This is a genomic window from Pseudomonas sp. S49, from assembly GCF_009866785.1.
In the GTDB taxonomy this organism is placed as follows: domain Bacteria; phylum Pseudomonadota; class Gammaproteobacteria; order Pseudomonadales; family Pseudomonadaceae; genus Aquipseudomonas.
The window spans coordinates 4,082,185-4,101,421 of record NZ_CP019432.1 but is presented as its reverse complement, the minus strand read 5'-3'; the positions used below and the strand labels follow the sequence as shown (position 1 = coordinate 4,101,421).

At 59.9% G+C, this 19,237-nt stretch carries 19 protein-coding genes; 6 read left to right on the top strand and 13 right to left on the bottom strand.

What is annotated here, in order from left to right:
• Positions 1 to 12 precede the first annotated feature (12 nt).
• Positions 13 to 906 (bottom strand): LysR family transcriptional regulator, encoded by an 894-nt coding sequence (locus tag PspS49_RS17975; protein ID WP_150750834.1) that lies wholly within the window; start codon positions 904 to 906, stop codon positions 13 to 15.
• A 97-nt stretch (positions 907 to 1,003) separates the two neighbouring features.
• Here PspS49_RS17975 and PspS49_RS17970 point away from each other — a divergent pair, with 97 nt between their 5' ends.
• Positions 1,004 to 1,507 (top strand): cupin domain-containing protein, encoded by a 504-nt coding sequence (locus PspS49_RS17970; protein ID WP_160040839.1) that lies wholly within the window; start codon positions 1,004 to 1,006, stop codon positions 1,505 to 1,507.
• Here the strand turns inward: PspS49_RS17970 and PspS49_RS17965 are convergent.
• The 5 genes from PspS49_RS17965 to PspS49_RS17945 all read right to left on the bottom strand — a co-directional run bounded on the left by PspS49_RS17965 (position 1,472) and on the right by PspS49_RS17945 (position 8,887).
• Positions 1,472 to 2,655 (bottom strand): IS3 family transposase gene (locus PspS49_RS17965; RefSeq protein WP_202982094.1). Its coding sequence is split into 2 segments (ribosomal slippage): positions 1,472 to 2,391 and positions 2,391 to 2,655, totalling 1,185 coding nucleotides; the frame shifts between segments, so codons are not numbered across the junction. The genes PspS49_RS17970 and PspS49_RS17965 overlap by 36 nt on opposite strands.
• Positions 2,656 to 2,938: 283 nt before the next feature.
• Complete coding sequence (gene paoC / locus PspS49_RS17960; protein ID WP_160040837.1) at positions 2,939 to 5,137, bottom strand: aldehyde oxidoreductase molybdenum-binding subunit PaoC; 2,199 nt, start codon at positions 5,135 to 5,137, stop codon at positions 2,939 to 2,941.
• Positions 5,134 to 6,090, bottom strand: a complete 957-nt coding sequence (locus PspS49_RS17955; protein ID WP_150750837.1) for a xanthine dehydrogenase family protein subunit M — start codon at positions 6,088 to 6,090, stop codon at positions 5,134 to 5,136. The genes paoC and PspS49_RS17955 overlap by 4 nt, the downstream gene beginning before the upstream one ends.
• Positions 6,087 to 6,710, bottom strand: a complete 624-nt coding sequence (paoA, locus tag PspS49_RS17950) for an aldehyde dehydrogenase iron-sulfur subunit PaoA (RefSeq protein WP_160040835.1) — start codon at positions 6,708 to 6,710, stop codon at positions 6,087 to 6,089. The genes PspS49_RS17955 and paoA overlap by 4 nt, the downstream gene beginning before the upstream one ends.
• A gap of 422 nt (positions 6,711 to 7,132) precedes the next feature.
• On the bottom strand, positions 7,133 to 8,887 hold the full coding sequence (locus PspS49_RS17945) for an L-lactate permease (RefSeq protein WP_160040833.1): 1,755 nt from the start codon (positions 8,885 to 8,887) through the stop codon (positions 7,133 to 7,135).
• A gap of 243 nt (positions 8,888 to 9,130) precedes the next feature.
• Here PspS49_RS17945 and PspS49_RS17940 point away from each other — a divergent pair, with 243 nt between their 5' ends.
• Complete coding sequence (locus tag PspS49_RS17940; RefSeq protein WP_007918829.1) at positions 9,131 to 9,334, top strand: hypothetical protein; 204 nt, start codon at positions 9,131 to 9,133, stop codon at positions 9,332 to 9,334.
• A gap of 116 nt (positions 9,335 to 9,450) precedes the next feature.
• The gene (locus PspS49_RS17935; RefSeq protein ID WP_127928710.1) at positions 9,451 to 10,515 is read left to right on the top strand and encodes a hypothetical protein; all 1,065 of its coding nucleotides are present in this window, start codon (positions 9,451 to 9,453) and stop codon (positions 10,513 to 10,515) included.
• Positions 10,516 to 10,586: 71 nt separating this feature from the next.
• Here PspS49_RS17935 and PspS49_RS17930 read toward each other — a convergent pair whose 3' ends face one another.
• Positions 10,587 to 10,862, bottom strand: a complete 276-nt coding sequence (locus PspS49_RS17930; protein ID WP_160040831.1) for a hypothetical protein — start codon at positions 10,860 to 10,862, stop codon at positions 10,587 to 10,589.
• Between the two features lie 286 nt (positions 10,863 to 11,148).
• Here PspS49_RS17930 and PspS49_RS17925 point away from each other — a divergent pair, with 286 nt between their 5' ends.
• Both PspS49_RS17925 and PspS49_RS17920 read left to right on the top strand, forming a co-directional pair.
• Positions 11,149 to 12,231 (top strand): hypothetical protein, encoded by a 1,083-nt coding sequence (locus PspS49_RS17925; protein WP_160040829.1) that lies wholly within the window; start codon positions 11,149 to 11,151, stop codon positions 12,229 to 12,231.
• Positions 12,232 to 12,233: 2 nt separating this feature from the next.
• Positions 12,234 to 12,587 carry a DUF1428 domain-containing protein gene (locus tag PspS49_RS17920; protein ID WP_095118352.1) on the top strand — a complete coding sequence of 118 codons (354 nt, stop codon included), beginning with the start codon at positions 12,234 to 12,236 and terminating at the stop codon, positions 12,585 to 12,587.
• Positions 12,588 to 12,752: 165 nt separating this feature from the next.
• Here PspS49_RS17920 and PspS49_RS17915 read toward each other — a convergent pair whose 3' ends face one another.
• Complete coding sequence (locus PspS49_RS17915) at positions 12,753 to 12,947, bottom strand: hypothetical protein (RefSeq protein WP_160040827.1); 195 nt, start codon at positions 12,945 to 12,947, stop codon at positions 12,753 to 12,755.
• Positions 12,948 to 13,054: 107 nt separating this feature from the next.
• On the opposite strand from PspS49_RS17915, the gene thpR reads away from it, so the two are divergent.
• On the top strand, positions 13,055 to 13,576 hold the full coding sequence (gene thpR / locus PspS49_RS17910) for an RNA 2',3'-cyclic phosphodiesterase (RefSeq protein WP_127928704.1): 522 nt from the start codon (positions 13,055 to 13,057) through the stop codon (positions 13,574 to 13,576).
• Positions 13,577 to 13,812: 236 nt separating this feature from the next.
• Here thpR and PspS49_RS17900 read toward each other — a convergent pair whose 3' ends face one another.
• From PspS49_RS17900 to PspS49_RS17880, 5 genes are all read right to left on the bottom strand, one after another.
• On the bottom strand, positions 13,813 to 14,910 hold the full coding sequence (locus PspS49_RS17900) for a polyamine ABC transporter substrate-binding protein (protein WP_034155530.1): 1,098 nt from the start codon (positions 14,908 to 14,910) through the stop codon (positions 13,813 to 13,815).
• 176 nt (positions 14,911 to 15,086) lie between these two features.
• The gene (locus PspS49_RS17895; protein ID WP_127928702.1) at positions 15,087 to 15,962 is read right to left on the bottom strand and encodes an ABC transporter permease subunit; all 876 of its coding nucleotides are present in this window, start codon (positions 15,960 to 15,962) and stop codon (positions 15,087 to 15,089) included.
• A complete protein-coding gene (locus PspS49_RS17890; RefSeq protein ID WP_127928700.1) occupies positions 15,959 to 16,873 on the bottom strand; it encodes an ABC transporter permease subunit in 915 nt (304 codons plus the stop codon). The genes PspS49_RS17895 and PspS49_RS17890 overlap by 4 nt, the downstream gene beginning before the upstream one ends.
• Positions 16,870 to 18,012 (bottom strand): polyamine ABC transporter ATP-binding protein, encoded by a 1,143-nt coding sequence (potA, locus tag PspS49_RS17885; RefSeq protein WP_007919249.1) that lies wholly within the window; start codon positions 18,010 to 18,012, stop codon positions 16,870 to 16,872. Before potA ends, PspS49_RS17890 begins: the two co-directional genes overlap by 4 nt.
• Positions 18,013 to 18,382: 370 nt before the next feature.
• On the bottom strand, positions 18,383 to 19,144 hold the full coding sequence (locus PspS49_RS17880) for a gamma-glutamyl-gamma-aminobutyrate hydrolase family protein (RefSeq protein ID WP_150750846.1): 762 nt from the start codon (positions 19,142 to 19,144) through the stop codon (positions 18,383 to 18,385).
• Between the last annotated feature and the right edge of the window lie 93 nt (positions 19,145 to 19,237).

Genomic DNA, 19,237 nt, shown 5'->3' with positions numbered 1-19,237 from the left:
CGTAGACGGTGCTCAACCGCGATAGCGCAACGCCTCCAGCAACAACGCAAACGCCGGTGCCGCCTGGCGCCGGCTCGGGTAATACAGGTGATAACCGGCAAACGTCGGGCACCAGTCTTCCAGCACTTGCAGCAGACGGCCATCCGCCAGATACGGCGCGACGATGTTTTCCGGGATGTAGCTGAGCCCGAAACCGTCCAATGCGGCATCCAGCAACGGGTAGACGCCGTTCAAGGTGATCTGTCCGGCGACCCGCACTTTCAGGCTTTCGCCATCCTTCTCGAACTCCCAGCTGTACAACCCGCCATTGGTGGGCAGGCGCAGGTTGTTGCAGGCGTGCTCGGTCAGGTCGCGTGGCGTTTGCGGCGGGGTTCGTTTGGCGAAATAGGCGGGTGAGCCGACTACAGCCATGCGCATGTCCGGGCCGATGCGGGTGGCGATCATGCCTTGCGCGACGTCTTCGCCCAGACGCACGCCGGCGTCGAAACCCTGGCCGGCGATGTCGACGAAACCATAGTCGCAGCTCACCTCGACGCTGATGTCCGGGTACTGGGGCAGAAAGGTTTTGAGCACCGGGCGCAGCAGCCAATCCAGCGAATGGTCGGTGGCGTTGAGGCGGATCTTGCCGGCCGGGGTGTCGCGCAGGTTGCTCAGGGCGGCGAGTTCCACTTCGATTTCTTCGAAGCGTGGGCCGATGGTTTGCAGCAGGTGTTCGCCGGCTTCGGTGGGCGAGACGCTGCGGGTGGTACGGGTCAGCAGGCGCAGGCCCAAACGCGCTTCGAGTGCGCGGATGGTATGGCTCAGTGCCGATTGAGAAACGCCGAGTTTGGCGGCAGCTTTGGTGAAACTGCGTTCGCGGGCCACGGCGAGGAAGGCGAGCAGATCGGTGGCGTTTTCCCGAAGCATTGATGAGTGTCCTGCATAAGTTTTTTTGAATTCTAGTCGATTATCGGAAGAGTTTGGCTGGGTAAAGTAGTGGCATTGATTATCTGGAGGAATTGCCATGAACCCGATTGCCGCTTCTGCGTTGACCCTTTCCCTGCTGGCAGGTGAGGTGCAGGCCAATGAATCCCCGCGTGTGACGGTCACGCCCAATGGTTCGCAACCTTCGGCCAAAGGCCCGGCGGACTGGTTCGTTGGCACTGTCCGTGTCGATGGGCCGTTCAAAGGCACTGAAGACGCGCGAGTCAGTGGCGCGACGGTGACGTTTGAGCCAGGGGCGCGTACAGCGTGGCATACCCATCCGTTAGGGCAGACATTGATCGTCACGGCCGGTTCCGGGTTTGTGCAGGAGTGGGGGCAACCGGTGCGTGAGATTCGCCCTGGCGATACGGTGTGGATCGCGCCGGGAGCCAAGCATTGGCACGGGGCAGCGCCCACCACGGCGATGAGCCATATCGCTATCGCTGAAGTACTGGATGGCAAAGTAGTGGATTGGATGGAGCAGGTGAGTGATGAGCAGTTGCAGTGGTCAACTAATTCCGGACACCTCGATAGGTGTTTTTGACGCCATCGCTCGCTCATAAACGGTCGGTGGCAGATATCCCAGTTTCGAGTGCAGCCGTTCGTTGTTGTAAAACCCAACGATGTACTCGGTGATGTCGCGGATCGCTTCAGCGTGGTTCGCGTAGTCACGGCGCCATACCCGCTCCATTTTCAAACTCAAAAAGAAGCGCTCCATCACTGCGTTGTCCCAGCAATTACCTTTACGGCTCATGCTCTGCTGCATGTCGTTTCTTGCCAGTAATTCTCTGTAAGTTGCACTCGCATATTGGCTACCCCGATCTGAGTGGGCAATCAAGCCTGGCGGCGGTTGACGCTGCGCGATAGCCAGTTGCATCGCGGTGCACACCAGCTCTGCCGGCATGTTCGGAGCCATCGACCAGCCCACTATCTTGCGCGAGAACAAGTCCAATACCACGGCCAGATACAACCAGCCACTGCGGGTGCGGATATAGGTGATGTCGGCTACCCAGGCCTTGTTTGGCGCTACTGGATCAAATTTTCTGTTCAGTACATTCTCTGCAATCGGCAGGTCATGATTACTATCGGTTGTGTGTACAAACTTGCGCTTCCAGGCTGAACGCAGTCCGTTAGCCCGCATCAATCGACGGATTTTATACAGCCCGACAAGCATGCCTTTACCGCGCAAAGCGTCGCGCAAAGGGCGGCTGCCGTAGCAGCCTCCACTCTCGGCGAAAGACGCCTTGAGTTGCACAAGAACAGGACAACTCTGCCGAACAGGCGCATCAGCACGCTTCTGAGACTCATAGAAGCCTGAACGACTGATGCTCAGCAACCGACAGACATGTGCCACTGAGTAAGCCTTCTGTTGCAGCTGCCGAACCAGTCGATACCTTACTTCAGCTCGCGGGCAAAGAAGGCGGTAGCCTTTTTTAAGATGTCGTTGTCCACCTTGAGCTGCCGATTTTCCTGTTCCAATTGCCGGATGCGCTGTTGCTCTGCCGTCAATGGCTTGCCGATTCCGGCCTGCCCCAGTTGCTCTGCCTCGTATTGCTGAACCCAGCGTCGAACGGCTGTCTCACCAATGTTCAGATCCTGGCAAACCTGCACAACAGTCAGTCCCTGATCCTTGATCATCTTCACGACTTGCAGCTTGAAGCTGTCGTCGAATGCCCTGCGTTTTTTAGTCATGAATAACTCCTCGATAGATGTATTTTCCACCTATCGGGGTGTCCGGGGAAATTAGACCACTGCAAGTATTCGCGTTCCGAGTGAAGCGCTTCCCTCACCCCAGCCCTCTCCCGGAGGGAGAGGGGGCCGACCGAGGTGTCTTGCGCTATCCATCGACCTGAAATGGCTGTGTCGATTATGGATTCACAGCAGGACGTTCAAGTCGGCGCAGCTCCTGAATATCCCCCAATCGGTCCCCTCTCCCTTTGGGAGAGGGCTAGGGTGAGGGGCTCTTTTCAGGCGTTTAGATCATCTCCGGCAGTGAAGAGAGGATTTTATCGAGGGTGATCGGATACTCCCGCACCCTAGCCCCCGTAGCGTTGTAAATCGCATTCGCCACCGCCGCACTGACCCCGCAAATCCCCAATTCACCAACACCCTTGGCCTTCATTGGCGAAGACACCGGATCGGTCTCATCAAGGAAAATCACCTCCTGATGCGGGATGTCGGCATGCACCGGCACTTCATACCCGGCCAGATCATGATTGACGAAAAAGCCGAGTTTCTTGTCCACTGCCAGCTCTTCCATCAACGCCGCACCGACGCCCATGGTCATCGCGCCGATCACCTGACTGCGCGCCGCTTTCGGGTTGAGAATCCGCCCGGCCGCGCACACCGCCAACATGCGACGCACACGCACTTCACCGGTCGCGGCATCCACCGCCACCTCAACGAAATGCGCACCAAAGGTCGACTGCTGATATTTCTCGGCCAGATCACCGAACTCGATGCTGTCCTCGCCGACCAGTGCGCCGCCTTCAGCCGCATTGCGCAACGGCACGCTCTTGCTGCCGAGCCGTACCTGACCGTCGACAAACTCCGCCTGATCCGCCGCCATACCCAACTTGCCCGCCACCGCTTCACGCAGTTTCATGCACGCGGCGTACACCCCGGCGGTCGAGCAGTTGGCGCCAAATTGCCCGCCGGAGCCTGCCGACACCGGGAAGCTAGAATCGCCCAGATGCACGCTCACATCCTTCAAGCCAACGCCCATCATTTCGGCGGCGGTTTGCGCGATGATCGTGTAACTGCCAGTGCCGATATCGGTCATGTCGGTTTCAACAGTGATTTTGCCATCGCGCTCCAGCCGCACCCGCGCACCGGACTTGACCAGCAGGTTGTTGCGGATTGCCGCCGCGACACCCATACCAATCAGCCAGCGACCTTCTCGACGTGTTCCCGGTTGCGCATTGCGCTTGTCCCAGCCGAATTTCTCGGCACCGGTCTGCAGGCATTCGATCAGGCGCCGCTGCGAAAACGGCCGCTCGGTTTTCACCGGGTCGACTTGTGTGTCGTTGAGAATGCGGAACTGGATCGGATTGAGTTTGAGCTGTTCGGCCATCTCGTCCATGGCAATTTCCAGCACCATCAGCCCCGGGGTTTCGCCGGGCGCACGCATGGCGTTGCCTTCGGGTAGATCCAGCGGCGCCAGACGCATGCTGACCTGCCGGTTCTCGGCGGCGTACAGCAACTGACTCGGTTGCGCCGCGACCTCGACCTTGCCTTCAGCCAAGTTGCCCGACCAGCCCTCGTGGGCAATCGCCGTGAGTTTGCCGTCCGCTGTCGCGCCCATGCGAATGCGCTGAATCGTCGCCGGGCGGTGGGTGGTGTTGTTGGCGATCTGCGGGCGGGCGAGGGCGACCTTCACCGGCCTGCCAGCCATCCGCGCACCGAGGGCGGCAAGGATCGCATCGGCGCGCACGAACAGTTTGCCGCCGAAACCACCGCCAATGTAGGGCGAAATCAGCCGCACCTTTTCCTTGGGTAAGCCGAGCGTCGTGGCGATGTCACCGACGCTCCAGGCGATCATTTGATTGGATGTCCACAAGGTCAGTTGATCGCCTTTCCACGCCGCCAGTGTGGCGTGCGGCTCCATCATCGCGTGGGACTGATCCGGCGTGGTGTAGGTCTGATCGAACTGCACCGGCGCGGCGGCGAACGCTTTGGCGAAATCACCGTGGCTGACGTCGGGCAATTCGTCTTTCGGCTCGACGCCTTGGTCGCGCACGCTGGCCAGATCGAATTCGCCCTTGGCGGCGACGTAATCGACCTTGACCATCTGCGCAGCCGCACGGGCTTGCTCGAACGTCTCGGCGACTACCAGTGCGACAGCCTGGTGGTAGTGCTGAATCTCCGGCCCGGCCAATAAATGTGCGGCGTTGTATTTACCTTTGCCCAGTTTGCCGGCGTTGGCGGCGGTGACGATGGCCAGCACGCCGGGCGCGGCTTTCGCCTGTTCAAGATCAATGTTGTTGATCCGGCCTTTGGCGATGGCTGAGCCGACCATAAAGCCGTAAGCCTGATTGGCCACCGCTTCATGTTGTTCATAGGCGAATGGCGCCTGACCGCTGGTTTTCAGCTGTCCCTCAATGCGGTCGGTGGGTTGGCCGATGACCTTCAACTGGTCGATCGGGTTGGTGGTGGCGGGCGTGTCGAATTTCATGCTTCATCCCTCGCTTGCGCCAACACCGAACCGAGCGTGCGCTCGACCAGGGTCAGTTTGAATTGGTTGTCGTGGGTTGGCGTGGCGCCGTCGAGCAGGCGTGCGCTGACGGCTTTGGCGCCTTGGGGCAGCAACGCTTCGGCGGCTTCAACCCGCCACGGCTTCGGCGCGATACCGCCGACAGCGATGCGGCCGCTGCCGTCCTTTTGCAGGATCAGACCGACCGACACCAAGGCGAACGCGTAGGACGAGCGATCGCGCACTTTGTGATAAACGTGGCTGCCGCCAAGCGGTGCGGGCAGCGTCACCGAGGTGATGAATTCGCCGGGTGTCAGGCTGGTTTCGATGTTCGGCGTGGTGCCGGGCAACTGATGGAAATCGGCCATGGCGATGCTGCGGGTCGTGCCATCGGGTTTTACCGTTTCAATCTGCGCATCGAGGGCGCGCATGGCGATCGCCATGTCACTCGGGTGCGTGGCGATGCACGCGTCGCTGACGCCGATAATCCCCAACTGCCGACTGACCCCGCCAATCGCTGCACAACCGCTGCCGGGTTGGCGTTTGTTGCAGGCTTGATTTGTGTCGTAAAAGTACGGGCAGCGCGTGCGTTGCAGCAGGTTGCCGGCGGTTGTGGCCATGTTGCGCAACTGCCCGGAAGCCCCAGCGAGCAAAGCGCGGGAGAGCAGGGCGTAGTCTTTTCTGATCCTCTGATCAGCCGCCAGATCGGTATTGCGCACCAGCGCGCCGATGCGCAGTCCGCCTTCTGGCGTGGCTTCGATCTGATCCAGGCCGAGGTGATTGACATCGATCAGGTGCAACGGCGTTTCGATGTCGAGTTTCATCAGATCGAGCAGGTTGGTACCGCCAGCGATAAACCGCGCACCTTCGACCTGCGCAGCTTGTGCGGCGGCCGCGGCGGGGGAGTCGGCGCGGCTGTAATTGAACGGTCTCATGATTGCACCTGCGCGACTTCAGTGATGGCTTCGATGATGTTCGAGTAAGCGCCGCAGCGGCAGATATTGCCGCTCATGCGCTCCTGAAACTCACTGGCAATCAACCGTGGCGCCTCGGTGAGGCTTTCACTGACATGGCTGGGAATGCCATCGCGGATTTCCTTGATCACCGCCACTGCCGAGCAGATCTGCCCCGGCGTGCAATAGCCGCACTGATAGCCGTCGTGCTTGATGAACGCGGCCTGCATCGGGTGCAGCTTGTCGGGCATGCCGAGACCTTCGATGGTGGTGATCTCACTGCCTTCGTGCATCACCGCCAGGGTCAGGCAGGAATTGATCCGTCGACCATCGGCGATCACCGTGCAGGCGCCGCACTGGCCGTGGTCGCAACCTTTTTTACTGCCGGTCAGGTGCAGGTGTTCGCGCAAGGCATCAAGGAGGGTGGTGCGGGTGTCGACGTCAAGCGCACGCGGCTTGCCGTTGACGTTGATCGTCACTTTGCTCATGGCCGGTTGCTCCAGATTGGCCGCGTAGGCCTTGAGGCTGATAAACGGCGGCATCGCGAAGGCGGTGGCGGTCACGGCGCCGAGGATCAGAAATCTGCGTCGGGAAATCGTCATGGTTCGATTCCTTTTCTCTCTTCATCAGGGCAGCAGGGTCGTAGAAGGCCCAAGCGGGCAGCCAGCGTCATCGCCGGTCTCGTTAAGGAGTGACTACTGGAGAGAGGAAAAGGTTTTTGCGGATTTGCGCTATAGAGTTATGCAAGCAGCTCATTAATCGCTTGGCCAACACAGAACCACTGTAGGCCTTCGCCTGCTCGCGATAGCGATAGACCAGTGAGCAATGTGGCGATTGACACACCGCTATCGCGAGCAGGCGAAGGCCTACAGGGATCTGTGTGGTAACCACCATTTCATTCACAACTTGAAACCTGTGGGAGCGAGCCTGCTCGCGAAGAGGCCGGCACAGCCAACATCTTCACTGGCAGACCGGACGCCTTCGCGAGCAGGCTCGCTCCCACATGAGAATGTGTTCGGCCGCCCTAATGCCCGCCAACCACCATATGCGTAAACGGCGCCACATACGCCTGCAACGTCACCAGTCCGCCGACCAGAATCGCCAGCACAATCGAGTGGAAGAACACATAGCGCAGAATCTCGCCCTCATGCCCATACCAGCGGGTGGCGGTGGAGGCGACCACGATCGATTGCGCATCGACCATTTTGCCCATCACCCCACCCGAACTGTTCGCTGCCGCCATCAGCACCGGACTGATCCCGAGCTGCTCCGAGGTCACCCGCTGCAAGCCGCCAAACAACACGTTTGACGCCGTATCCGAACCGGTCAGCGCCACGCCGAGCCAACCGAGCAAGGTGCCAAACATCGGATAGAAAATCCCCGTCGCCGCGAACGCCAGGCCCATGGTCGCGTCGAGTCCCGAGTAGCGCGTGAGAAACCCCAGCGCCAGCATCGCCGCAATGGTGATCAGCGAAAACCGCACTACCCACAACGTGCGCAGGTATTGCTTGATCAGTTGCGGAATCGAATAGCCCATCAGCAAACCGCCGACAATCGCCGCCAGCAGAATCCCGCTCCCGGTGGCGGTGAGCCAGGTGAATTTGTACACCGCTTCTTCCGCTTTCGGCGCGGCAACCACGGGCGGCACTTTTTCGATTTGCAGGTGCAGGCTGGTGAACGTCACGGCCGGGGCGAAAATCGGGTTGGCCTCGCGCAGCGGTTTGCCGGCGGGATCAAGCTTGGCCGATTGAGTGACCGGATCAATCGCCGGACGGGTGTCGAACATATTCTTGAAGCCCTGCGTGCCCCAGGCAAACACAAACACGGTGAGGATGATCCACGGCATCCACGCACGCATCACCGCCGGGCGCGCCTGATCGCTGAACGCGGCGCTGGCGGTGACTTTTTCCTCCTCGACTTTGGAGTTGTCGACGCGCCCAGACAGCGCTGCCGAGGTGTGAATGGTCGCCGGTTTCCACACCTTCAAAAACAGCGTCAGACAGGCCATGGAAATCAACGCGGCGATCACGTCCACCAACATTGGGCCGTGGTAGTTCGACACCAGAAATTGCGGGATCGCGAAGCTGACGCCGGCCACCAGAATCGCCGGCCAGATCTCCAGCATCTTGCGCCACCCGGCGAAGGCCCAGATCAGCCAGAACGGCACTAGCACCGAGAAAAACGGCAACTGCCGACCAACCATCATCGACAGTTCCATTTCATCCAGCCCGGTAACTTTGGCCAGCGTGATGATCGGCGTACCGAGTGCGCCGAATGCGACTGGCGCGGTATTGGCGATCAGCGCCAGACCGGACGCGGCCAGCGGCGAAAAACCGAGACCGATCAGAATCGCCCCGGTCACCGCCACCGGCGTACCGAACCCCGCCGCGCCTTCGAAAAACGCACCGAAGCAGAACGCAATCAGCAGCAACTGCAAACGGCGATCATCAGTGATGCGCGCAAGGGAATCCTGCAGCACTTTGAACGAACCGTTCTCGGTGGTCAGGCGATGCAGAAAGATGATGTTGAGGACGATCCAACCGATCGGCAATAAGCCATTGGCCGCGCCAAACAACGCCGCAGAGCCCGCCATGCTCGCTGGCATGCCGAAGGCAAAAATCGAAATCAGCAGGGCGGACGCCAGCGCCAGCAGCGCCGCCAGATGCGCTTTGACATGAAAGAACGCCAGCGCCGCGAGCATCACCACCACCGGTACGGCGGCCATGAGCGTGGAGATCACCGGGTTACCGAACGGATCGTAGATTTGCTGCCAGACCATGGTCCACCTCTGCTTGTTGTTATTGAGGGCGCAGATCCATTGCGTGGTGCTTGGTTGCAAGCAGTATAGGTGGCAATACGCCGCCGTTTGGCTGCGGCGGTCGGGGCGACAAACGGTCGCTAGTGGCCACTGAATCAACGGCGTTTTACCCGGTCGTATTTGCGGCTGCGCGCACCGCGTTCTGAAGGCGCGGGCAGCGTGGCCGATTCCGTCGTCAAGACCTTGGTTTTAGGGAAGTGTTGAATGAAGCGCGCAACAACGATGCTGCTGACCGTGACCGCCGCCGTATTGCTCGGCGGCTGTGTCGCGGATTTTGATGATGACCACCGCCATGGCCGGCATTACGACCGCGATCATGGCCGCAATTACGACCATGACCGGCGCTGGGACGACCGCGATGATCGTCGCGACGGGCGTCGTTACTACCGTGATCGGGATGATGATTGACTGAGTTCTGCGCGCCCCATTAGCAGAACAGTCGCGCAGACGCGGGGGAGTGGACGCAATGATGGCAATTAAGTAGCATCGCCGTTTTTTTTGCCCCTTCTCCCCCAAGGATGATCATGTCTGTGGCTTTGCTGTCGCGCCGTATACCCGTTGTTATCAGTGCAGTTCTGTCGGGCCTGCTGCTGTCGGGGTGCACCCAGTTGGGAACCTATCAGGATTCGGTCGCACCTGATGCCGCCAAGCTGCGCTTTGTCGCCAGCACCGATAACGCGTCGGTGGATTATTACGATGCAGAGCATTGCGATGGCCAGACCACCGGCTTGCTCAACAACCTGTTCATCGTCGACAGCGCGCGCCGGGTCGGCATGAGCGTGGCGCCCCCGGAAAAGGCCAAGAGCTACCTGGAAATCAAGCTGCCGCCCGACAAGGAAATGTACCTGAAGGTCAACACCCAGACCGGTTATGCCGTGTGCGGGTCGGGTTTCAGCTTCAAACCTCAGCGCGATACAGAATATGAGCTGACCTTCGACCTCAAGGGCCGCCAGTGTTCGACGCTGATGCAGCGCGTGCAGCGCATCGATGGCAAGGACGTACGCACGCCGCTCCCGATGAAACGCGAGGGGCTGGCGGCCTGTGCCGGGCGCAACCCGATCTTTCCCAAGCCGCCAGTGCTGCTGCCGGATACGCCGGAGCGGACGGTCATGATCGACCGCATCGTCAATGGCAGCCTCTTCGTGGTGTTGAAGTCCGACGCGAAGACGCGCGCCGCGACGACGTTTACGCCGGAAAAACTCGATTCGCTGGTCAGCGAGCGCAAGGCGAAAATGGGCTTTGAACTGCCAGACGATTACTGGACGCTGTACCGTCAGAATCTAGACGCGTTCAACATTGAGGGTTCCGCGATTTCCAGCGAGGCGATCACCCGGTCTAGCAACGAGTATCGCAAACGTCTGCGCAGCATCGACGACAAGCGCTTGAAAGAATGGTCCGCCGTCGATGGTACTTCCGGCAAGCGTGGCAATGCGGTGCAGGCCGACATGGAAACCAGCATGATCACGTACTACTTCCAGTCGTCCAAGGAGGTCATGGGCGAAACCGTCATACGCCATCTCGACCGTATGGCCAAAATGGATGCGCAGTACAATGTCTGCTCGCGTTACGCTGAGTGCTGGAAGCGCTGAACGGCGCAATCCTGATGTGAAAAAGCCCACTGCGCCGATACGGCCAGTGGGCTTTTTTGTGCGTGTTGCAATTAAAAGTGAGCGCTCGCCCGGACGCTGGATCGCGCAGGCACGGAGGCCTCGATGTCCAGCAAATGGGTGGCGAGAATGTCGCTCAGAAAACGGAACTGATCGTTGAGGCCGACCACTTCATTGCTGAAATGATTGCTCGCGGCGGGCATCAGCAGATCTTCGAAATCTTCGTTGAACACCAGTGCCTGTGCCTTGTGCGACACGGCGTGCTGGTCGTAATAGTTGCTGCCGAACACCGGGAAACTCACGGAGAGTGTGACGTGGGTGTGAATCATGTTGTGAACTCCTCGTTGTGTTTCGGATGAGTCAATCGTGCCTTTGATGGGCGGTGGGCGGAAGGCAATCGTGGCGATGGTGAATATCGATGGCAGTGATGGTTGGGTTTTTTGGGGTGTTGCTGATGGCGCCTTCGCGAGCAGGCTCGCTCCCACGTTGAAACGCATTCCCCTGTGGGAGCGAGCCTGCTCGCGAAGGCGCCAGACCAGCCAAAACCGGACAAGCGGCCCTGCGCACACACCTATACTCAAATCTGCTTCCGTCCTTTTAAAGGAAACCTCAACCGTGAACCCGCGTGCGCTGCTCGTCGCCGCAGTGTTGTTGCTGGCCGGCTGCGCCACCTCGGCGCGGGCGCCGGTGTCGGCGCCGCAGGCCGTGTTTGTCTCGCCGGCCACTTGGCAGCAGATCGACCGGGAAATCGTCAGCGCTTCGCAGCAGTCCACCGAGCAAGTCAAAGTCTTCGCCCGTGGTTCGATGGAACATTGGCGCACTCGGGTCTATCAGCAAACTGAAGAAAATTTCATCCCGTGGTTCAGCAGCTACTGGACCCAGGAATGGCTGTCGATGAAGGTCAGTTGGTACACGATCAATGCCGGTGGCGAGCAGGACGCGTCGGCCAAGCGCCTGGCGGCGTATCTGCTTGAGCAATATCAGGAAAGGGTGCTGGCGCCGGTGGCGGTGGAGATCGATCCTGATGCGATTCTCGGCCAGGCGACGGCGTTCTATGCGCAGTTGATGGCGCAGCAGATGCCGCTCATCGCCCAGCGCCATGGTGTGCCCGTTGGTCAGCTCAACGGACGCTTGCAGAAAGTCCCCGCCATTGCGCTGGGCCCGCCGCCGGCGCGCAATGCTTCGCTGTATCAGGTCATCAGTACCGAGCCGCTGAACACGCTGCCGGCCTATGCCGCGCTGATCGACAAGATTCACACCGAAGGTGGCGCCAAGGGCATTGCCTCGACGGACGCCGGCATGGCGCCGGTGGCCAAACGCGCCAGCCAACGGATGGAAGCGGAAATGGCCCCGCGCGGGGCTGCCAGTGCGGTCGCTGCCGCCGCCGGAAAACTGGCTGGCGGCCTGATTTCGGTCGGTGTGGCGGGTATCCGCGCGATCATCCAGGCCAATGACCGGCCCGACAGTGAGGCACTGATCCGCAGCAGCCTGGGCAGCACCTTCGACAAGGCGTGGTTGAAGCTGGTGCAGAACCCGACCACCGGCGTCATGGCCGGCACGCTGCACATCGCCGGGCAGGTCGAGCGCAATCTGGGTGGGGACGATGAACCGTCGGTCGGGTTGGGTGTGGATCGTGTCGAATGGCGGCCACCGCAATCGACCAATCAGCAGATCGAACCCAACGTGCAAGGAGAGTGATCATGGCTTACATCGATATTTTCGTAGCGCCGGTGCCAACCGCCAATCGTGAGCAGTACAAAAAGCACGCCGAAATTGCCGCCGTACTGTTCAAGGAGTACGGCGCCCTGAGCGTTGCTGAATGCTGGGGAGATGACGTGCCGGACGGCAAGCTCACCTCGTTCCCGATGGCGGTGAAGCTCAAGGAAGGCGAAACCGTCGCCTCGGGCTGGCTGATCTGGCCGGACAAAGCCACCCGGGATGCCGGCATGGCAAAAATGATGGAGGACCCGCGCATGCAGCCCGATGTGAACCCGATGCCGTTCGATGGCCAGCGGATGATCTACGGCGGCTTCCAATACCTCATCGAGCCCTGAGGCCAGCGCAAATCCGGGTATGGGCAAAAAAATCATGGTTCGCCACGAAACCCTGTGGGAGCGAGCCTGCTCGCGAAAGCGGTGTATCAATAAACTTTTTGTCGCCTGACACACTGCCTTCGCGAGCAGGCTCGCTCCCACAGGGTGAGTGAAAAATGCCTGTGTTCACTCGGATGAGGGGGTGATGCGGCAGCTTTTGCGGTTGCGAATCTGCTCGTCCGTCGGGCGTTCGCGGACAAACTCGAAACGCGGCTCACCCTCGCTGTAATGCACCAGCCAGCCCCATTCCAGTTCGGTTTCGTCCTGTCCGGGTTGCGGCGGTCGGGCCCACCACGGTTCTTTGCTGAGGACCTCGCGCATGGCGGCCTCCGGTTGATGGCAATCCTTGAACTATAGCTTCCTGTCACGAGTCGTCAGATCAGGCTGTGTAGAATCCGGCGGATCACTTTGAACAGGGGAGCAGGGCCATGACCGATGAAGCGAAGCGGCTGTTTTTCGCCCTCGACTGCCCGTCGGCGCAACGCAAGGCGATTGCTCAATGGCGCGGGGAGTTGGGGTTGCGAACCGGCAAACCGGTGCCGGCCGACAATTTTCATCTGACGCTGCTGTTTCTCGGCGCGGTGCCATTGGCGCAGATCAACGAGGTCTGCGAGGCGGCCGGGCAAGTGCGTACGCCAGGAGAGGCGTTGAAGATTTCGCTGGATCGTTTGCAGGTCTGGCATCGCGCCGGGGTGTTGTCGCTGGCGCCGGAGCAGGCTCCGCAGGCGTTGCTGCGCTTGGTCTACGGGCTGGAACAGGCGATGTTGCCGTTTGGCTTTGAAGAGACCCCCCGCGAGTTTCGCCCGCACCTGACGTTGGCTAGAGACTACCGCGCGCCGGAGCCGGAATCCGCTACGCCACCGGAGTTTTTCCTGCGTGCCGAACGCTTCGCCCTGTTCGAATCACACAAGGGCCGCTATCGGATCCTGCAGGATTGGCCGCTGATCTGAAGGCACAAAAAAAGGCGCCCGAGGGCGCCTGAGAATTCACCTGAGCCGAGGGAGCCAGGTGAGGCCGTTCATAGCAGGGTGCAGCGGTGGTAAGGCGCTGCGTGAACGGGAAATTTTTACACTGATCGTTCCCACGCTCTGCGTGGCAACGCCTCTTGTGACGCTCCGCGTCACGCTTTGGGACGCAGAGCGTCCCGGACTGCGTTCCCACGCGGAGCGTGGGAACGATCATCGGCTCACTTACCGAGCTTCACCCGGGTCCAGCCACGGGTCATGATTCGCTGCGTAGCAATCGGCTGATCCGGCACCGCATACAACGTCGCCATCACCGCTTGCGACGGATACGAACCCGGGTCGTTGCGGATCGCTTCATCCACCAATGGCGTGGCCGCCGCGTTGGCGTTGCTGTAGCCGTTGCTGTTGGTGATCTCGGCGATGATGTCCGGACGCATCAGGAAGTCCATGAACAGGTAAGCGTTCTCGACGTTCGCCGCATCGCGCGGGATCGCGACCATGTCGTAAAAGCTGCCGGCGCCTTCCTTGGGAATGCTGTAATCGATCACCACATTGTTGCCCGATTCCACGGCGCGGGCCTTGGCCTGCAGCACGTCACCGGAGTATCCGACCGCCACGCAGATGTTGCCGTTGGCCAGATCGGAGATGTATTTCGAGGAATGGAAATACGCCACGTTCGGGCGGATCTTCATGAACAGCGCCTCGGCTTCCTTGATGTGTGCGGTGTCCTTGTCGTTCACCGGGTAGCCCAGGTAGTGCAGGGCGGCCGGGATCATTTCGGTCGGCGAGTCGAGGAAACTGATGCCGCAGGCTTTCAGCTTTTCAGCGTTTTCCGGCTTGAACAGCAAGTCCCAGGAGTTGGTCGGGGCGTTGGCGCCGAGCACTTCCTTGACCTTGGCCGGGTTGAAACCGATGCCGATCGAGCCCCACATGTACGGGAACGCGTGGGCGTTGTCCGGATCACTGGCGGCGGCGTTTTTCAGCAGCACCGGGTTGAGATTCTTCCAGTTCGGCAGCTTGGATTTGTCCAGCGTTTGATAGACGCCGGCCTTGATCTGCTTGGCCAGGAAACTGTTTGACGGCACGACCAGGTCGTAACCGGATTTGCCCGCCAGCAAACGTGCCTCAAGGGTTTCGTTGCTGTCGAAGACGTCGTAGGTCACGCGGATGCCGGTCTCGTCTTCGAACTTCTTGACGGTGTCCGGCGCGATGTAATCGGACCAGTTGTAAACACGCAGCACCTTGTCGTTGGCCTGGGCGCCCATGACCATTGCGCCCATTAAGGACAGTGTCAGCAGAGTCCTGCCAAACATTTTCATCGGTACAACTCCATTCTTTTTATTCACGTTACGCAAAGCCCCCTAACCCTCTCCCGGAGGGAGAGGGGACTGACCGAGGGGCTGACTACATTTTTGTAGTAGCTGCGGCACGCTGCGATCTTTTGATCTTCAAAAACAACGTCAAAAGATCGCAGCGTGCCGCAGCTCCTACAGGGTCAGGCGGTGGCGGCTTGTTGCTGTGGTTGCCACGACTCGTTCGCGGTCTGATCCATCGCTTCCTGAATCGCTTTTTTGCGGTTGGCTTCTGCCTTGCGGCCGAAGTACCAGACCAGGAAGGTTACCAAGGAAACCGCCAGCAGAATCAGGCTGGCTACGGCATTGATCTCAGGCTTCACACCCAGACGCACGGCCGAGAACACTTCCATCGGCAACGTGGTCGAACCCGGGCCGGAGACGAAGCTGGCCAACACCAGGTCATCCAGCGACAAGGCGAACGACATCATCCCGCCCGCGGCCAGCGACGGCGCAATCATGGGAATGGTGATCAGGAAAAACACCTTGAACGGCTTCGCACCGAGATCCATCGCTGCTTCTTCGATCGACAGGTCCAGTTCGCGCAGGCGGGCGGAGACTACCACCGCGACATAAGCGGCACAAAACGTGGTGTGGGCGATCCAGATCGTGACGATGCCACGCTCCTGCGGCCAGCCGATCAACTGCGCCATGGCCACAAACAGCAGCAACAGCGACAGACCGGTGATCACCTCAGGCATCACCAACGGCGCAGTGACCAGACCACCAAACAGCGTGCGACCCTTAAAGCGTGTCACTCGCGTCAGCACGAAAGCGGCGAGGGTGCCCAACGCGACCGCAGCAATCGCGGTGTAGCAGGCGATTTCCAGCGAGCGCACCACCGAGCCCATCAGTTGCGTGTTGTCGAGCAAACCGACGTACCACTTCACCGACCAGCCGCCCCACACCGTCACCAGTTTGGATGCGTTGAACGAGTAGATCACCAGAATCAGCATCGGCAGATAAATGAACATCAGACCGAAGATCAGCATGAACTTGGAAAAACCGAAGCGTTTCATCCCCGTGCCTCCATCTCTTTGGCCTGGCTGCGGTTGAACAGCAGAATCGGCACAATCAGGATCAACAGCATCACCACCGCCAGCGCAGACGCCACCGGCCAGTCGCGGTTATTGAAGAACTCTTGCCACAGCACGCGACCGATCATCAGGGTCTCCGGGCCACCCAGCAGTTCCGGAATCACGAACTCACCGACCACCGGAATGAACACCAGCATGCAGCCGGCAATAATCCCGTTCTTGGCCAGCGGTACGGTGATTTTCCAGAAGTTGTTGAAGTTGCTCGAACCCAGATCCTGCGCGGCTTCCAGCAAGCTACCGTCGTGCTTGACGAGGTTGGCGTACAGCGGCAACACCATGAACGGCAGGTAGGCGTAGACCACGCCGATATAGACGGCGGTGTTGGTGTTGAGGATCTCGATCGGGTGATCGGTGAGCCCCGTCCACATCAGAAACCCGTTGAGCAAACCGTTGTTGCTGAGGATGCCCATCCACGCATAAACGCGGATCAGGATCGCGGTCCAGGTCGGCATCATGATCAACAGCAGCAGAACGTTTTGGGTTTCCTTGCCGGTCTTGGTGATCGCGTAGGCCATCGGGAAACCGATCAGCAGACACATCATCGTGCTCAGCGCCGCGACCTTCAGCGAACCGAGGTAGGCCGACAGGTACAGCTCGTCTTCGCCGAGCATGGTGTAGTTGCCGATGTTCAGCAGCAGCTGGAATTTCTGTTCGGCGTAGGTGTAGATCTCCGAGTACGGCGGGATCGACAGCGCGGCTTCCGAGAAGCTGATCTTCATCACCAGAAAGAACGGCAGCATGAAGAACAGGAACAGCCAGATGAACGGAATGCCGATCACCAGTTTTCGCCCGCTGGGCACCAGGCGCAGGAATTGCTGATTGAAGGTTCTCATGAGCGCAGTACCACGCCGCTGTCGTCTTCCCACCAGACGTAGACTTTGTCGTCCCAGGTCGGACGCGCGCCACGGCGTTCGGCGTTGGCCATGAACGACTGGACGATTTTGCCGCCGGGCAATTCGACGTAGAACACCGAGTGACCGCCGAGGTAGGCGATGTCATGCACCTTGCCTTCGGACCAGTTGTAGCGGAACTCGGGTTGGGTGGTGCTGACGAGCATTTTTTCCGGACGGATCGCGTAGGTGACCGACTTGTCCTGCACCGAGGTGCTGACGCCGTGACCGACGTAGATCTTCTGCTGCAAGTCCGGGCTGTGGATGATCGCGTGACCTTCAAGGTCTTCCACCACGGTGCCGTCGAAGGCGTTCACGTTGCCGATGAACTCGCAAACCATGCGGCTGACCGGTGCTTCATAAATGTCGACCGGGCTGCCGATCTGGGCGATCCAGCCGAGGTGCATGATCGCGATGCGCTCGGCCATGGTCATGGCCTCTTCCTGGTCGTGGGTGACCATCACGCAGGTCACGCCGACGCGTTCGATGATCTGCACCAGCTCAAGTTGCATCTGCGAACGCAGCTTTTTGTCCAGCGCACCCATAGGCTCATCGAGTAGCAACAGCTTCGGACGCTTGGCCAGCGAGCGGGCGAGGGCGACGCGCTGACGCTGGCCGCCAGACAACTGGTGCGGACGGCGTTTGGCGTATTGAGTCATGTGCACCAGACGCAGCATTTCATCGACACGGGCGTCGATTTCGCTGGCGGGCAAACGGTCCTGCTTGAGGCCGAAGGCGATGTTCTGCGCGACGGTCATGTGTGGGAACAGCGCGTAGGACTGGAACATCATGTTGATCGGCCGCTCGTACGGCGGCATGTCGGTGATGTCCACGCCGTCGAGCAGAATCCGCCCTTCGGTCGGGCGCTCGAAACCGGCGAGCATGCGCAGCAGGGTCGATTTGCCCGAACCGGAGCCACCGAGCAGGGCGAAGATTTCGCCCTGATGGATCTCCAGGGACACATCGTCCACGGCCACGGTTTCGTCGAACTTCTTGGTGACACGGTCGACTTTCACCAGCACCTTTTTCGGTTGCTGATGGCCTTCAAGTGCCTTCCTGTAAGTGCTGGAGGCGTTTGCCATGTGAAACTCCCAACAGGTTTCGTTCGCCGGGCCAATGTGGCCGGGCTTAAGTGGATTGCAAGCCTGTACGGGATGCCTGTCAGCTATGGCGCAGAACCTGTGGGAGCGAGCCTGCTCGCGAATACGGAGTGTCAGTCGACATCATTGTTAGCTGATACACCGCTTTCGCGAGCAGGCTCGCTCCCACAGGGGAAATGCGTTTACCTGACTGGCATTACCCGTACCGATCCGGCTTGTTCGGCGCCGCCGTCCTGGCTGCCTGGGTCGTACTTGTTGTTATTACGGGTGTTGCTGTTCACGAATGACGGATGTGCGCAGGCACACCCGACGTCCGTGGGGGCAGTAAATCGTTATGGATTCTTGGGTTGAGTCAGCGTTTGTTGCGCCGCGCCGCCCGTTGCCGGCAAGCCTCGCCGAATGCCTGGAAAATCTTCAGGTAGTTCGGGTTATCGAGCACTTGCCATTCCGGGTGCCATTGCACGCCGAGGGCGAAGGTCGGGCTGTGCTCGACCGAGACCGCCTCGATCAAACCGTCCGGCGCCACCGCTTCGGCACGCAGGCCGGGGGCGAGGCGGTCGATGCCCTGGCTGTGAATCGAGTTGACCTGGAACTCGCCCGGCAACTCCAGTGCTTCGAACACGCCGCCGCTCAATACCGTCACGGCATGGGCCGGTGCGTATTGCACGGCCACATCAGGGCTATCGGCTTCACGGTGATCGAGCATGCCCGGCAGCTCATGCACCTTCTGATGCAGGCTGCCGCCGAACGCCACGTTCATTTCCTGGAAGCCCCGGCAAATGCCAAGCACCGGAACGCCCGCCGCGATGGCTGCACGCAATAAAGGAAGGGTGGTGGCATCCCGCGCCGGATCGTGATCCGTGCCGGGTTCGCTGGCCGGGCCTTGATAGTGGAAAGGTTCCACATTCGAGGGCGAGCCGGTCAGCAGCAGACCGTCGAGTTGACCGAGCAGGTCTTCGATTTCAGTCAGGTTGCCAAGGGAAGGAATGACCACTGGCAGCCCGTTAGCGCCAACGCTGACAGCACGTACGTACTTGTCGCCGCTGATGTGATAGGGGTGCAGGCCAATCTGTTTGACGCACGCTGTAACGCCGATCAATGGCTTGAATGCCATTTTTATTCACCTCGAAGTTTGACACTTGAACGAGCTTTTCCGGAGCTTAGCCTCGTTGATTTTAATTAACAACTGCCATGTAAAAAATTCTAA

Coding starts and splice junctions, on each gene's coding strand:
- PspS49_RS17940 (WP_007918829.1), top strand. CDS start 9,131: ATGAAGCGCGCAACAACGATGCTGCTGACCGTGACCGCCGCCGTATTG.
- paoA (WP_160040835.1), bottom strand. CDS start 6,710: ATGACGATTTCCCGACGCAGATTTCTGATCCTCGGCGCCGTGACCGCC.
- PspS49_RS17945 (WP_160040833.1), bottom strand. CDS start 8,887: ATGGTCTGGCAGCAAATCTACGATCCGTTCGGTAACCCGGTGATCTCC.
- PspS49_RS17890 (WP_127928700.1), bottom strand. CDS start 16,873: ATGAGAACCTTCAATCAGCAATTCCTGCGCCTGGTGCCCAGCGGGCGA.
- PspS49_RS17895 (WP_127928702.1), bottom strand. CDS start 15,962: ATGAAACGCTTCGGTTTTTCCAAGTTCATGCTGATCTTCGGTCTGATG.
- thpR (WP_127928704.1), top strand. CDS start 13,055: ATGACCGATGAAGCGAAGCGGCTGTTTTTCGCCCTCGACTGCCCGTCG.
- PspS49_RS17900 (WP_034155530.1), bottom strand. CDS start 14,910: ATGAAAATGTTTGGCAGGACTCTGCTGACACTGTCCTTAATGGGCGCA.
- paoC (WP_160040837.1), bottom strand. CDS start 5,137: ATGAAATTCGACACGCCCGCCACCACCAACCCGATCGACCAGTTGAAG.
- PspS49_RS17880 (WP_150750846.1), bottom strand. CDS start 19,144: ATGGCATTCAAGCCATTGATCGGCGTTACAGCGTGCGTCAAACAGATT.
- potA (WP_007919249.1), bottom strand. CDS start 18,012: ATGGCAAACGCCTCCAGCACTTACAGGAAGGCACTTGAAGGCCATCAG.
- PspS49_RS17975 (WP_150750834.1), bottom strand. CDS start 906: ATGCTTCGGGAAAACGCCACCGATCTGCTCGCCTTCCTCGCCGTGGCC.
- PspS49_RS17935 (WP_127928710.1), top strand. CDS start 9,451: ATGTCTGTGGCTTTGCTGTCGCGCCGTATACCCGTTGTTATCAGTGCA.
- PspS49_RS17915 (WP_160040827.1), bottom strand. CDS start 12,947: ATGCGCGAGGTCCTCAGCAAAGAACCGTGGTGGGCCCGACCGCCGCAA.
- PspS49_RS17970 (WP_160040839.1), top strand. CDS start 1,004: ATGAACCCGATTGCCGCTTCTGCGTTGACCCTTTCCCTGCTGGCAGGT.
- PspS49_RS17920 (WP_095118352.1), top strand. CDS start 12,234: ATGGCTTACATCGATATTTTCGTAGCGCCGGTGCCAACCGCCAATCGT.
- PspS49_RS17955 (WP_150750837.1), bottom strand. CDS start 6,090: ATGAGACCGTTCAATTACAGCCGCGCCGACTCCCCCGCCGCGGCCGCC.
- PspS49_RS17930 (WP_160040831.1), bottom strand. CDS start 10,862: ATGATTCACACCCACGTCACACTCTCCGTGAGTTTCCCGGTGTTCGGC.